Annotated in this window: 8 protein-coding genes, 1 other RNA gene and 2 pseudogenes; 1 reads left to right on the forward strand and 10 read right to left on the reverse strand. The window is 45.1% G+C overall.

Annotated features, from left to right (window positions below; translation table 11 throughout):
* Positions 1 to 333: 333 nt before the first annotated feature.
* Positions 334 to 1497, forward strand: coding sequence for an aminotransferase class I/II-fold pyridoxal phosphate-dependent enzyme (locus IB196_RS05640; protein ID WP_188232362.1), 1164 nt, complete (start codon positions 334 to 336; stop codon positions 1495 to 1497).
* 400 nt (positions 1498 to 1897) lie between these two features.
* Here the strand turns inward: IB196_RS05640 and IB196_RS05645 are convergent, their stop codons facing one another.
* The 10 genes and pseudogenes from IB196_RS05645 to IB196_RS05690 form a co-directional block, all read right to left on the reverse strand.
* Positions 1898 to 2368: an Lrp/AsnC family transcriptional regulator gene (locus tag IB196_RS05645; RefSeq protein ID WP_188232361.1), complete on the reverse strand. Its 471-nt coding sequence runs from the start codon at positions 2366 to 2368 to the stop codon at positions 1898 to 1900.
* 161 nt (positions 2369 to 2529) lie between these two features.
* Positions 2530 to 2808: pseudogene (locus tag IB196_RS05650) on the reverse strand (IS3 family transposase); the annotation flags it as partial.
* Positions 2809 to 2817: 9 nt separating this feature from the next.
* Positions 2818 to 3057: pseudogene (locus IB196_RS05655) on the reverse strand (IS110 family transposase); the annotation flags it as partial.
* A 54-nt stretch (positions 3058 to 3111) separates the two neighbouring features.
* Positions 3112 to 3993, reverse strand: coding sequence for a hypothetical protein (locus IB196_RS05660; protein WP_188232360.1), 882 nt, complete (start codon positions 3991 to 3993; stop codon positions 3112 to 3114).
* Positions 3994 to 4689: 696 nt separating this feature from the next.
* Positions 4690 to 5928, reverse strand: a complete 1239-nt coding sequence (locus tag IB196_RS05665) for an ankyrin repeat domain-containing protein (RefSeq protein WP_188232359.1) — start codon at positions 5926 to 5928, stop codon at positions 4690 to 4692.
* A 1294-nt stretch (positions 5929 to 7222) separates the two neighbouring features.
* Positions 7223 to 8452 carry an integrase arm-type DNA-binding domain-containing protein gene (locus tag IB196_RS05670; protein ID WP_188232269.1) on the reverse strand — a complete coding sequence of 410 codons (1230 nt, stop codon included), beginning with the start codon at positions 8450 to 8452 and terminating at the stop codon, positions 7223 to 7225.
* Between the two features lie 165 nt (positions 8453 to 8617).
* Positions 8618 to 8981: a transfer-messenger RNA gene (gene ssrA / locus IB196_RS05675) on the reverse strand.
* A gap of 72 nt (positions 8982 to 9053) precedes the next feature.
* Complete coding sequence (locus IB196_RS05680; RefSeq protein ID WP_149692480.1) at positions 9054 to 10217, reverse strand: HlyD family efflux transporter periplasmic adaptor subunit; 1164 nt, start codon at positions 10215 to 10217, stop codon at positions 9054 to 9056.
* A 7-nt stretch (positions 10218 to 10224) separates the two neighbouring features.
* Positions 10225 to 12411, reverse strand: coding sequence for a type I secretion system permease/ATPase (locus tag IB196_RS05685; RefSeq protein ID WP_149692446.1), 2187 nt, complete (start codon positions 12409 to 12411; stop codon positions 10225 to 10227).
* Positions 12408 to 13817, reverse strand: a complete 1410-nt coding sequence (locus IB196_RS05690) for a TolC family outer membrane protein (protein ID WP_149692445.1) — start codon at positions 13815 to 13817, stop codon at positions 12408 to 12410. The genes IB196_RS05685 and IB196_RS05690 overlap by 4 nt, the downstream gene beginning before the upstream one ends.
* Positions 13818 to 13833 lie beyond the last annotated feature (16 nt).

Consider the following 13833-nt stretch of genomic DNA (forward strand, 5'->3'; position numbering starts at 1 on the left):
GATTTGTTACTAACATATAGTTAACATCTTGACGTTCAATGCTTATGTCTTGGTTGATGTACATGTCATATCAAATAAAATAAACTTGCAGTTTTCCTCTAATTTTTCATGAAAAATAGAGTTATCATGCAAATAAGGTAATGTTTTCTTATTCATTTTGACCGGAACATTTTTAGGGAAATTGATAAAATAAATATTGTTGTCTGGCAGGTATTAAGAAACAGTTTTGTTCCACAGTTGCATCTTTTTTCAGGATGGCTTTGCAGAAACAAGGTTGATCAATACACCTGTCTAATTATCTTTTCTAAGTTTCTGACATTAATAGGAAATTATATGAAGGTTAATACAGTATGTGTTCATTCAGGTAACAATAATGACGATTTTTACGGTGCCCTGCATACTCCCATCTATCTGACGAGTAATTACCGGCTGCCTACCGATGGTACGCCAGTTGATTGGAGTGGTATTAATTCCAATATTTATGCCAGAAACCGTAATGTTAACCAGACTGCTCTGGAAGAAAAACTTAAGGCACTTGAAGAGGCTGAAGATTGTGCTACTTTTGCCAGTGGTGCTGCGGCCCTACACGCTGTTTTTGCTACCTTACTAAAAAAAGGAGATCATGTAATCTGTTCTCAGGTTTGTTACAGTTCCGTGAATATTCTTTTTCGGGAAATACTGCCTGAACAACTTGGTATTGAAGTAAGTATGATTGATACCACAGATGCTAAGAATGTAGGCAATCATATTAAATCTAATACCCGAATGATACATATTGAAACTCCCGGTAATCCTACTACAGGTATCAGTGACATTAGTGAAATTGCTAAGTTGGCATCTCTTAGTAATATTTTGTTATCTGTAGATGGTACATTCGCTTCCCCCCTGTATCAGAAACCACTGGCGTTAGGTGCAGACCTTGTCGTACATAGTATGACAAAATATATTAATGGCCATGGTGATGCTCTCGGAGGTTGCGTTTTAGGTAATAAGAAACTTATCGAGAAAATAAAGCTTACTGCAATGGTTAACTTTGGCGGGATCCTGAGTCCTTTCAACGCGTACTTAATTAATCGTGGGTTAGTAACATTACCGTTAAGGATGAAGCAACACTCAATTTCTGCACATAAAGTGGCCGTTCATTTATCAGCCCTTCCATGTATCAGGTTCGCTTATTATCCGGGGCTCGAATCACACCCTCAACATGCTGTTGCTACAAAGCAAATGGCGGACTATTCGGGTATGATTAGTTTTGCGTTGAAAGGGGATGAAAAAACCAACTATCTTTTCCTAAATGCTTTATCTCTTATTTCTCATGCTGTATCACTCGGCGACGGGGAAACACTGATAGTTTATAATGAAGTTACTTCAGAAAAAATTAAATATTATCCTCAAGAATTCCATAATGGTTTTTTCCGCCTCAGTATTGGTCTTGAGGATCCGGATGATATTATCGAAGATATTAATATGGCGCTAACAGGCGTTGGATTAATGTAAACCCCCGTTCGTGATAGTCTTATGGTAACGAATGCTATAGTGATTATCGCGGAATTACTTCATTGTGAAATGAAGTTTATTTTCCGTTTTTTTATTTTACCGGTATTTTGAATACCGGTTTTTTTTTACGGTAAAAGCTGATCTTACTCACCATATGTGATGTGATTATTGGCGGGGCAGGAATACCGAAAATCTACGCATTGAACTGGGTACAACTCGCATAACCAATGGGATGCATAAGTTCTTATTTATCAAAACGGAAATAATCATGTGGAGTATCTGCACTGTCTCCAAAAAAATTTATTACTTTTTAGGGGGGATGAATGCCTAAATGGTAATAACCCATTATCTTCATCTGACACCAGTCTTATCTCATTCAGCCTGAGGTTGAAGGTCGTGTTCATGCACTACCTGGCGCACCGTGAACATGTTTCAGTACAAGTGTGGTCGAGGTTTCAGCAACGCAAGGGAGCCCCTGTAACACCGCAGGGATAAATTCTGCCAGGGCTGCCATATTTTCTACCCACACACGTAACAGGTAGTCGCTATCTCCAGTAACAAGGAGACATTCAGTAATCTCACGATGATCTCTTGTTGCTTTAAGAAACTGTTCATGTCCTTCAGGGGCCTGATAAGAGAGTTTCACAGAAACCAGAACGCATATACCGAGCCCCATAGCTTCAGGATTAAGTCGGGTTGTGTAACCCTCAATGACACCGGCCTCTTCAAGTTGACGGATACGACGCCCACATGGTGTGGGCGATAGTCCTACATGCTCTGCAATCTCCGCTGTGGTCATCCTGGCATTTCTGGTGAGTACATTAAGAATTTTATGATCTATGCCATCGAGTTTAAAAACTGGAGTTTTCATGTTGATTAATGGTCTTTCTGGTTATTAACACTACACAGATTAACTATTTTGCAGCATTAAAGCATTCACTGCTAAGGTTAAGAAGTAAAAAAGTGAGTATCGTTATGCTTACCAGTATGTTCTTATTGGACTGACCCCACAACAGTAGACATATTCTGTCCTCACGACGAGGCCTGCTTGAAGGCTTCCGGGCTGACGCCGTCGAGGTTACTGTGATGCCGGGCCCAGTTGTAGAACACTTCAATGTAAACGAAGATATCCGCCCGGGCCAGATCCCGGATTTTGTAGATTATCTTCCTGATGCGTTCTTTTTTCAGTGAACTGAAGAACGATTCGGCCACCGTATTATCGTGGCAATTACCGCGACGACTCATACTACCCTCCAGTCTGTGTGATTTCAGGAACGACTGCCACTCATGGCTCGTGTACTGACTACCCTGGACGCCCTTCTAAGAGCAAGTAGTTATTTGAGTACTGTTGATTAATCGGTTTCGATTATGTAGATGCGTATAGACTTCACGTGAGATATAACGTTTAAGGCAACGCAGTGCTTCCATTTTCGAGTGTCCTTCACTTACCCTTTTTGCCACATACTCCTGTGTCCTCGTGTTCGTGCGTGATCGGCCAATGACAATAATATGCAAGGCACTATTGGCCGCACGAACACCACCACGGTTAAGTCTGTATCTCCTTTGTTTAACTGTTCAACCCAGAGGGCGAAGTGTGATCCTGTAAGTAAATGTTCAGGCTTTAAGGTTTTTGTAATGAATGATTTCATCGTAAATATTCCTATTTTTCAGTAAATCTGTATCTACTGTTATATTGCAGTCGATAAGGAACTTTATAAAAGATTGACTTGCGTATTTTATAATAGGTAATTCAGAGTGACCAAGACAAAATGTTACATGGCTGAGGTCTGTGATTTTCATGGCTACCGTAATGATTTCTTTAGTCTCGCTTTCATCGATAGATAATCTACATTGGTTGTCTATGTTAAAATCTATTCCTTGCTCATTCAGTTCAAACATCAGTTCTACACTGGTATGTGTTAAATGTTTAAAAATGACGGGTGAACGGTCCTTTAAATGAATAGAATAAGCTAACGCGAGATTGTACTGGCTTGATTGCAGAAAATCGAAAGCAGTCTGGCCATTATGATCTCTGTGATTTATATTACAGCCTGCCTCAATTAATAAAATATAAATATCAGCTAGCAAGGGGGTGAAAAGGAGTGTGCGCCCATTATTATCGAGAGAATGGATATCCAGACCTGACTCGATAAGTAGTGTCATTACTTCTGGAGTGACGGAAAAGTTCGGAAAGGCTAACTGTCCAGACTGATTTTTGTGATTGATATTAATTCCATTTCGAATAAGCATATTAATAATTTTTATATCATTAATATGGAATAGTGCATTTTCCGACCTGTTATCCAGGTGGTGAATGTTTATTCCTGCGTCAATCATGGCCTGCATAGCTTCAGCAGAGTGGCAATGGAATAATGCATTTTGTCCATGTTCGTTAAGTGTATTGATATCTACGCCCATTTTTAATAAACGAATAACATCTTTTTTTGATTTGGCGTTGAACAGACTATCATTGCTTATCTTATTTTTGTTTTTCATTATGTATCTCCTGTGGTTAATATACAAAATAACAATAATAAATGATTTCTTATTTTTCAAATTTATTTTGAATTATTTTATATGAAGGTGCAACATAGATTAAAAAGGAAGGTCATAAATATCAGAGGGAATAGTAAAATTCAAATCATATTGTAAGGCAGGTATGGAATTTTTTGTCAGGATAAATGAAGCATCAGTTCTAGCAGGCCTCCTTATAACAAATATATTGAGCTTTGTTGGGGGCATGTGGTATAGCTCCAATGCCTGTTTGTATAGTGAAAATATTGATAGGGAAGTTTTTAGTATCTGGCGGTTGTGTTTATTCGCTCTTTACTACAAATTGCTGTCAAGGATTGTGAAAAATAATGGATTAAAATAAACAATTTTTATTATTATTGGTTTTTATGTGGCGTAAAAATAAAGGTTAGTTTCTCTATTTATTCGCGCCATCCTGTAGTCGCTTATTAAATCAGGGCTTAAGTCTATTTAGCGGGTGCAAAAGTTTTCCTGTACCGCCTTCAACTGTGGTATTGTTTATTTCTGTCAGAGCATCAGGATGCCAATCACACAGCCTTTATTCTAACATAGCATGTAAAGGTGGGCGCTGACAGCTTTATCACGTTGTACAGCGCCGGTGTATAATGTATTTATGTAAGTACCATGGGTGGAGCAAATCTGCGTATGGGAAAATAATCCTCACAGCCTTCTTTTACAGGCAGTATGTTTTATATCCTGATTAATAAAGGTTTTGAGTTCTTTATTTTCCCTCAGTGCAAGATAGGCAAGGATTTCAGTACGTATGTCCTGTTCTTCAATATCATTAATGTTTACCTTAACATTGTTTCTTATAAACCATTTAATAATTTCCTTGTTTTTTAAACTGACAAGCGGGGTGTCATACCATGAACACAGAGTGACATGGCGGATATCAATGACTTTCTGTGCTTCAGTAATGAATTTTTTAATGTCTTTGTTAGGGTATTTTACTACGCACCGCTCATTAATTTTGTAATCAATATTCTGACTTTGCAATATTTTAATAAACTCAAGGCAGCCAAAAGTAAGACGATTAAAAGTTAATAGTCTGGATTTAATAAGGTTAATGAAAGGCGTAAGCACGCTGAGACACTGATCAAGTTGAGAGTTGCTGAATATCATGGTCTGTATGTATTCAAAGACGGTTTCCCCATTGTTATTAACCTGGTTTATATCACAGCCATTTTTGATTAAAATGTCCGTGATTGGTTTTTTATAAGGGTAAAAAATTAAACTGTTCCCATTTCGATCCTGTATGTCAGGATCAAGGCCCGCAGCGAAATAAACATCCAGTAAGTCAGCATCTATGCCGATAATGTTAATGGAATTATGACCATATATATCCCTTTGGTTAACATTGATACCTTTCTTAATCAGCAGACGCTTAACGTCAGCCTCACAGACGTAGAAAAGGGCATTTCTTCCATAGCTGTCAGTGTGGTTAATATCAATACCACTGTCGATGAGTTCTCTGGCTGAGCTTTCGTTGGTTGCAAAGAAAAGCGCATTTTTATCTTCAAGTTCAGGGTGGTTTATGCTGATACCATTTTTTACCAGTAACTGAACTGATTCAGCGTCACTGGTGTAGAAAAGCGCATTTCTGCCCAAGGTATCCGTATGGTTGATATCAATCTCGTGTTCAGCCAGCACGCTCAGGGTTTCAGGAGAGGGCGTATAGAAAAGTGCGTTTTTATTCAGTATGTCAGTCTGATTGATATTTATTCCGGAGCTAATCATTGCTTTCATAAGTTCCGGGTATCTGCAGCCGAACAAAGCATTCTGGTTCGAGGAATTGAGGGTATTTATATCTATCCCTGTCTTTAATAGTTTTTTGAGCTCTGCTGGTGATTTTATTTTAAAAAGGTTAAGGGTGTTATTGTTTTGTGATTTTTGGTTCATGTTATTTCTCCTTTATTATAATGTAAAATAACAATAATCAATGAATTTTTGTTTTTCAAATTTATTTTTAATTTTTTTAATTGACTAATGCAATGCCATTTTCTATGAATATAAGAGTTAATTATCGAGTTTTAGAATATAATAATAATAATAAAATAGTGTCTAAATCGACCACAGGTTGGTATTCTAATCGATTGTGATTTGGCATGCGTCTCAGATGTTAGTTTGAAGTCCGCAATAATGTCGGGGAAACTTTTATGGTGACTTTACACAGCATGCAGAAGAACGTGCACAGTATAAACGTATCAGTAGAATGAACAGCATTGCAGATAGGTAGCTCCGGCCTGCTTTTCTTTTCTGACCGAAGGGAAGAAAAGCAAGGGCAATCCGGAGAAGCAAGCGCAGCGGCTTCGTAGGGTTAGCCCTTGCTTTAGTTATAATAATAAAAAACGTAGTAACGGATATTCTTATGTAAATATATACAGCTTCGCTTGCATTGATTTTAAAGCTTCTCTTGCAGTTCAGGAGAAGCTCCGAAGGCATCGCTTCGGTAGCTTAAAGGAAGTTATATGAAAAGGCTGTTTAAATGCTTCGCTTGTATTGATTTTAAAGGCTTCTCTTGCAGCGCAGGTAGTGCTTCTAATATACATCTTCGATTATGCAAGTGAAACCCGGTAATACATTTCTTTAGCTCAAGATTATAATGGGCTATAACAGTGAATGGTAAATGTGTAGGTGTGAAATTATTATCGTGTATTGAATTTTTATTAGTTGTTTTTTTAAAGGCTGATTGTTTGTAAGTGAAAAATAAATTTTATTTTACAGGATTAGGATGAGTTATATTTTCATTTGATTATAAGTAACGGGGTGAATAGTATGGATTTTATTTTTTTTAAAAGTATAATGGCATTGCCAGATCTAACATTAATTATAGAAATAAATCACATCACAGACGTTGACATTATTTAAAAATGATTTATTAATAATGTATGTCATCAAGTGTTTTTGCTGATATGTATCCTGTATCCTGTATCCTGTATCCTGTATCCTGTATCCTGTATCCTGTATCCTGTATCCTGTATCCTGTATCCTGTATCCTGTATCCTGTATCCTGTATCCTGTATCCTGTATCCTGTATCCTGTATCCTGTATCCTGTATCCTGTATCCTGTATCCTGTATCCTGTATCCTGTATCCTGTATCCTGTATCCTGTATCCTGTACTATGTACAGTTTGTTATTTGCCCCATGTATGGGGATACTGGAAAGGCTACTGATTAGTAGCCTTTCGTCCCTTTAAGCAGCAAAAATTTTAAGCTGTTGCGCCTGGACATAATCTCCCCACCACTGCATGAGAGCTACTCGTTCGGTAATATATTCCGCACGATTATATGCAGCGATAATTTCGTCTTTTTTTGAGTGGGCAAGGGCCGCTTCAAGGGCATCTGTCCTGAACTTACCTGACTCTTCCGCTGCCGTTCTTGCAATAGATCGCATCCCGTGGGCAACAAGTTCACCTCCCAAGCCCATACGGATAATTGCTGCATTGGCTGTTTGTTCATGCATATGATTTAAGGGAGCCTTTATGCTGGGAAATACCCACTCGCGGTGCCCACTGATTGATTCCATAGACTTGAGTATCCGAAGAGATTCTTTGCTTAATGGGACCTTATGAGGTTTTTTCATCTTCATAAATTCAGCTGGGATGTTCCACATGCTGTTATCCATATCTATATCAGACCATCTTGCGCGGACAGCTTCACCAGGGCGAACCCATGTGAGAAGTTGCCATTCAATCAGTAGTCTTGTTTCTAAACGGACAGAAGCATTGTTCAGTGCTGCCAGAAAACGAGGGAGTTCAGAGGGGGGTAAGGCAGGCATATTCTGTTTTTTAGGCTTACTGAAACGTTGGCCTAGATTATCTGCGGGGTTAAATTCAATCAGCTCTTCTGTAGCCGCCCAACGGAAGATTTCATTCAACCTGGAAATTAGCCGCCGCAAAGTTTCCAGTACTCCCCGTTGTTCAATTGGATCAAGATGCTGTTTTAAGAGCTTGGGACGGATCTCATTGATTGGCACATTACCCAGACCGGGGAAAATATTTCGTTCAAGACTCCGCCAGATGTCTTCTGCATGGTCTTGTGAGATGCCAGAGGTCTTTACCTTCTCATCCAACCATTTTCTCGCCACGGCTTGTAATGTGTGTTCTGTGGCATTCTTTAATGCATTAACTTTATCGTTGTTATGGACTTGAGGGTCCGTGCCATTCGCAAGCAAGGAGAGGTATTCATCACGTAAGGCTCTTGCTCTTGCCAGGGTAAGGTGAGGGTAGGTCCCAAGGCTCATCTTGGTTCTTTTCTTGCTCACTGGCACTGAATACCTGAAATACCAATTCTTTTTCCCACCTGTTGAGAGGGGAGAGATTCGTAGAATCAAGCCATCCCCGTCAAACAAGTTGATTTCTTTGTCTGCTGGCTTGGTGTTTTTGATTTCAGTGTCGGTGAGTTTCTTCGCGATCTTTGCCATTTTGGGACCCTCGATTTTTGGACCCTTTGTCTTGGGTCCCATTTAGGGTGCCATAACTCGTGGTTCTCAGCAATTCTCACTAGACGACAATGGACGTAAAAAAGCCCGCAGAGCTTGTGCTGTGCGGGCTTAGTAGACTTTACTGAACTTGGGTACATCAATATTTGGTGGAGCTGGCGGGAGTTGAACCCGCGTCCGAAATTCCTACATCCTCGGTACTACATGCTTAGTCAGTCTTTACATTCGCCTGGCACCTGCGGACAGACACGCCACTACCAGACTAGCCTGATTAGTTTTAACGCTTCAACCCCAGGCAGGGCATCCACGCGATCTCTTTTGGGTTTGACCTCTCTTTGCTCCCCGTCTTAAGAGCGGAAGCTAGGGAGAGAGGGCTCAGAGCAGGTTATTAAGCTGCTAAAGCGTAGTTTTCGTCGTTTGCGACTATTTTTTTGCGGCTTTTTACGAGGCCAACCGCCCCTCGGCATGCACCTTGGGTTTCGCGAATCCCGTCGAATCCAGAATCAGCCCCAATGTGTTAGAGCAAGTATAACAGACTTGTGACACGCGTGACCAGCCCCCACAACCCCTTAACCGCAAGGATTTACCGCTCGCGCAGTGCTTCTTTTGCACGATTAAATGGTTTGATTAAATAGTCGACGATGGTTTTTTCACCTGTTTTTATATCCACAGTAGCAATCATGCCCGGTACGATAGAAAAATGGCGTCCCAGCTTGTTCTGCAAAAAGTCCTGATGGGTTCGTATGAAAACGCGATAGTAAAAGATCTCCGGCTTCACTTTGTCCTGAATGGTATCTGGGGAGATGGTTTCGACCACGCCCTCCAGCCCTCCGTAAATGGCGTAGTCATAGGCAGTAATCTTTACCAGTGCCCGCTGTCCGGGGTGGATAAACGCGATATCGCGCGGTGACAGGCGGGTTTCAATCAGCAAATGATCGTCTACCGGGACAATCTCCATCATTTCGCCGTTAGGAGGGATAACGCCGCCAATCGTGGTGACCTGGATGTTTTTTACGATACCGCGCATCGGGGCGCGAACGGTCAGGCGGGTGACGGAATCTTCGCGACCTTTTAAGATGGCCGCCAGCATATCTACCTCGGCGTTGGCCTTCGACAGCGCTTCACGCGCCTGCACGTAATATTGCGAGCGCAGATCGGTGATTTTTAATCCCAGATCGCTTTTTTGGCGTTGCAGGCGCAGCACTTCCACATGGCTGGCGGCACCACTCTTCTCCAGCCGTTGGGTAATGGCCAGTTCTTTATTTACCGAGACCAGCGCATCCTGCAGTTCCGCCATAGAATCAGCAACCTGCGCGCGACGGCTTTTATACAGCCGCGTTTCAGAGGCGATAAGATCCGGCCAGGCTTGCAGCGAGCTGGGGAACGTTAGCTGCAAATCGTTGACTTCGGCATTCAGTCTGGCGCTTGACGCTAAAGATGCACGGTATCGGGCGGCGCTTTCCCCAACGTTGGATTCAGAACGCGTTGGGTCGAGGCGGGCGACAATCTGGTTGGCCTGAACTTTATCACCTTCGTGCACGCTGAGTTCGGCGAGGATCCCTCCGTCAAGCGACTGCAATACCTGTTCGCGAGAGCTGGGGATGACTTTCCCACTGCCGGTAGAGACTTCATCCAGCTTGCCGAAATACGCCCAGATCCCCAGGACAGCAAACAGCAGTGTGCTGAGCAGAATAATGCGACTGGCGCCGGAAAAACGGTGTTCCTGGCGGATATCGAGGTCGTCCATGGCGGCGTCATGCGGATTGGTTTTCATTTTTCCACTCCCGACCGTGAGTCTGTGCAGGTGCCCGATTTGCATTTAGCGCCTGCGCTTTTGGGGCATCCATGACCAGTTGACCTTCTTTGAGCACCACCACGCGCTCGACCAGCTCCAGAACCGGAACGCGATGCGTGGCGACAACCAGTGTGCGGTTGCCCAGCCACTGGTTTAACCGTTGTATAAATTCCCGTTCGGTGTGTTCATCCAACGCGGCACTGGGTTCGTCGAGCAGTACGATATTGGGCGATCGCAGTAACATTCTTGCGAGCAGAATTGACTGACGCTGCCCGCCGGAAAGTCCATTACCGCCTTCCATAATGGGGTGCGCCAACCCTTTGGCGAGCTGTTTGACGAATGCTGACGCGCCACTGACCTCCAGCGCGTCGAATATCTGCGTGTCGCTGGCATGCGGTGCGCCGAGTGTCAGGTTCTCGCGTAACGTACCGAAAAAAAGCCGTGCGTTCTGGCTGAGAAAGCCGATATTACGGCGTAAATCAGCCATATCGATTTGCGCCAGGCTCAGGTTATCGAGTCGGACATCTCCCTGAATAATCTCCACGCCGCCCGCCATAGCCTGTAGCAGGGTTGATTTACCCGCGCCATTACGCCCGAGAATAGCAATCCGCTCTCCGGGCATCACTTCCAGACGCGAGATGCGTAACGGTACGCGCTGGTCGTCACTGTGGTAGCGAAAGTGCGCATTTTCAAACAGATAGTGGCCACGGAAGATCTCCTGGTGTACCCGGTCTTCATCGTGCTGCGTCTCGGTGGGAAGTTGCATAATGCTGTCCAGCCCCATTTTGGCCGCTTTGACCTGCTGCCAGCGAGCCAGCACACCACACAGGTTAGCCATTGGGGCAATCATTCTGGAACCGAGCATCGATGCCGCCACCACGGCCCCGGTGGTCATCGTGCCTTCAATAACCATCGGCGCGCCGAACATAATGATGGCGGCGTAGACCAGGCTTTGCACTGACATGCCCCAACCAATTAGCCCTTGAGTCAGCCTGCGCGTGCGCAGCCCTGACTCGCCAGTAATACGGATGTAGCTGTTCCACTGCTGTAAAAAGCGGTTTTCCGCCTGCATCAGCTTGATGTCTTCCAGCCCCTGAACGCTTTCGACCAGCACCGCGTTGCGCAGAGTGGATTCATGCGTGGCCTGGTTAGCAAGTACCGCTAGCTTCTTCTGTAACAGCAAGCCAGGCAGGATCATCAGCAGGGCGGCGACGGGGGCTATCCACGCCAATGGCGGGGCAATACAGGCCAGCACCACGATAAACAGAAAGAAAAACGGCAGGTCGACGATGGTCGACATGGTTGAGGATGTGATCATCTCCCGGATTTGCTCCAGCTCGCGGAGTTGGGAAATAAAACTCCCCGTTGAGCGGGGGACGGCGCTGTTGCGCAGCCGCAATGCGTGGCTAAACACGCGATCGGAAATGCGCATATCGGCGCGTTTGCCGAGCAGATCCATAATGTGGGTACGCGCTTCGCGAAGCAAAAAGCCAAACAATACCGCGACCAGGACGCCGGTCGAGAGAACATAGAGTGTCGGATACGACTGGGCGGGGATCACCCGGTCGTAAACCTGCATCGAAAAAATAATCCCGGCAAGCGACAGGACATTAATCAGAAAGGCGGCAATCATGACGGGCAGGTAAGGGCGGATATCTTGTAAAACCAGCTCGCGTATCCAGTCGGGTCTAAAGCGCGAAATATAGCGATCAACCCGACTGTCTTTTAACGCCGATAACGGGCGCAGTGCGGTGATAGTATGGATTTCTGGCAGAAGCTCAGCCACCGCCAGCCGGTTGCGTTGTCCCTCGTCGGTAATAATAAAGACATCCAGTGCGTCTTCACCGTTGAAATGTTCTAACACCATGATTTGGCCGTCGTGCAGTTCCGCCACCACCGGCAAACGCCATTGGTTAAGTACCTGCTTTGCGGTATCCAGCGTATGAAAGGAAAGTCCCGCCTGGCGTGCTAATTGCGTCAAAGCAAGGGTTCTGTTTTTCCCCTCGAACCATGGGGCGTTAGCCTGAATAGCACCAGGCGAGCAAGTGAGGCGATAGTGACCGGCAATGTGGGTAACTGCCTGTGCCCACTGCCTCAGGGCGGGTTCGCCAATAGCATCTTCAATAACCGGCTCGACGTCGCTCATAGCTGGATCTCCACCGATTGAATACTGCGGTTATTTAAGGCGAACGCCTGGCGCAACGCTCCGGTGTTGTAGAGGCAGTTCAGTTGTAACTGGCGAAGCTGGCTTTGGGTCTGAAGTTCGGCAAAACGGGCCTGGTACACCTCCTGTTCGGCGTTAAGAACATCAAGTAATGGGCGTGAGCCGAGATCCAGATACTGCTGTTGATACAGTTCACGAGTGCGTTCGCTCAGCCGCTGCTGGCGGCGCAGGATCTGCAGGGCAGTCGCGAGACTCATCGCCTGACTGCGGGATTCCAGTAATTTCTGTCGTACTTCGAGTCGAGTGCGCTGAATAGAGTACTGTGCGGACTCTACCGCGTGGCTGGCGGCGTTGCGTCGGGCGGTGAGACCGCCGCCCTGATACAGCGGCATTTCGACTTTTACCCACGCTGAGTACTGCGTTTTGTCGAGCACCTCATGACTGGGGTATTTGTCGTTGAGATAGTGTTGAACCGATGGCTCCAGAGAGATGGTTGGCGTCATCTGTGCGTTGGCGTAATCCAGGTTGGCCTGCGCGACGTTCGCCTGCGCCCATGCCGCCAGCACCGCGGGAACTAACTTATCCTCCGGTTTTACCACATCGCAACTGCTATCCAGTTTTACCGGAAACTCATTGCTGATGCCGTTAAGCGAGTTCCAGCCGAGATAGCTCATCAATGTCGCTTTGCTACTGTCGAGATTGGCCTGATATTGCGCCAGCTGTGAACGAGCAGACTCAATACGCGCATCGGTTTGCACTACGTCTGACAGCGAGGTCGCCCCTTCATCATTACGTTCTCTGGTCAGCCGACCAATACCGTTTAGCGCGACCAGTTGCTCTTCGGCGGCATCCACCATCTGTTGCCATGTCTGAACCTGGACGATGGCATTGGCGGTGGCGTGGGCGACAGTATCGATGCTGAGTAATACGTTTGCCTGTTGCTGCGCCGAGCCGGCAGTTTCGGCGCGCACCTGGCTGGCGACTTTGCCGAAGTCATACAGCATTTGTGACACCGAAATGACCAGTGCAGGGCTGAAGCCATGGTCAGTGTAGGTATTGCTGTAGCCGTTGTTCATTCCGGCTGTAACTTGCGGATAATATTTCGCTTTCGCCACGTCTATCTGCTCATTTTGCGAGAGCAGTTTGCCAATGGATTCACGAATAGAAGGATGCCAGCTCACGGCGCGGCTCACCGCGTCGTTAAGCGTCAGGCTTCCGGGAGCGGCAACGCTCAACGGTAGATCGGCCACAGAACCATCCAGAGAGGGAAGCATCTGACTGGCTGCCAGCCCTTCCGGCGTAATAACTTGCGGTTCATCTTCGGCATTCGCACGAACGGAACAAAACGTTAATGCCAGCATTACAGCGACAGGGGCGACATTTCTCATAGTTTATCCCTTGCAA

The sequence above is a fragment of the Citrobacter sp. C6_1 genome, assembly GCF_014596835.2.
GTDB lineage: Bacteria > Pseudomonadota > Gammaproteobacteria > Enterobacterales > Enterobacteriaceae > Citrobacter > Citrobacter pasteurii.